The following is an 861-nucleotide window of genomic DNA, read 5'->3' as shown; positions in this document are numbered from 1 at the left end:
TAAGGGGGGCGAAGTGGTGGGTGGGGTTTGGGCTGGCGTAGATGGGGCGGGGTTTGGGACAGTGGGGGGGGGTGTAGGGAGGGTAAGCCAAGTTCTTGAGATGGGCAGGGGCATAAAGGTTTGGGAGGGGCTTATAGGGGGGGTAAAACTAGCTTGAGGGGTGGGGTTTGCATAAGCGCGCGCTTGGGGCGCGCCCAAGGAACGCTCAATACCATCATCAAAAGCTTGAGGGGTGGGGTTGTTGACACTGGGGGAACTTGGGGAAATGGCGCGCGCACGAGTCGACCGAGTCGATCTAGAAGTGGTGGCGCGTCTAGTGGAAGGGCGTGTACTAGAAGAACGCGTTCTACTTGTGCGTGCACGCGCGCTGGTGGATTCAGAGGTGGTGGCGCGTGTATTGCTAGATCGAGGGGTGGTGGACCTAGCAGAAGTGGCGCGCGGGGTGGTGGGTGGCGCGCTGGTAGAATGGGCTTTAGAGGCACGAAAAGTGTTAGATCGAGCAAAAGAGCGCGTTTTAGCCGACCGAGTCGATCTAGAAGTGGTGGCGCGCCTAGTGGAAGCGCGGGGGGTGCGCGCTGCGGGGGTGGGGGATTGTGGGGCACTGTGTAATTCTAGAGTTTGTGGGCGTGTGTGTGTAACAAGCGTAGGGCTTGGGCTTACCCCCTCAATCCCCTCAAGGTTGGGCTGGTAGGCGGTGTAATCGGCGTAACTCACTCCTAAAAGAGTCGCCATTTTCTTAGGATCGCTCTCTTTAAAGTGAATCCGTGTGCCTTTGGGGATCGCTTTGAGTTTGAGCGCGCCCAAATCTTGGGAGGTTTTAAGGGGAGGGAGGGAGGTGGCGTTAGGGGGGTTTAGGGGTTT

General features: G+C 58.3%; 1 protein-coding gene. It reads left to right on the top strand.

Annotated features, from left to right (window positions below; all coding sequences use genetic code 11):
• Positions 1-265: 265 nt before the first annotated feature.
• Positions 266-691, top strand: coding sequence for a hypothetical protein (locus tag EAO37_RS09355; RefSeq protein WP_162982286.1), 426 nt, complete (start codon positions 266-268; stop codon positions 689-691).
• Positions 692-861: the final 170 nt, after the last annotated feature.

The sequence above is a fragment of the Helicobacter sp. L8 genome, from assembly GCF_003660355.1.
In the GTDB taxonomy this organism is placed as follows: Bacteria; Campylobacterota; Campylobacteria; order Campylobacterales; family Helicobacteraceae; genus Helicobacter; species Helicobacter labacensis.
The sequence above is the reverse complement of the archived record's forward strand: the minus strand, read 5'-3'. Positions and strand labels throughout refer to the sequence as shown.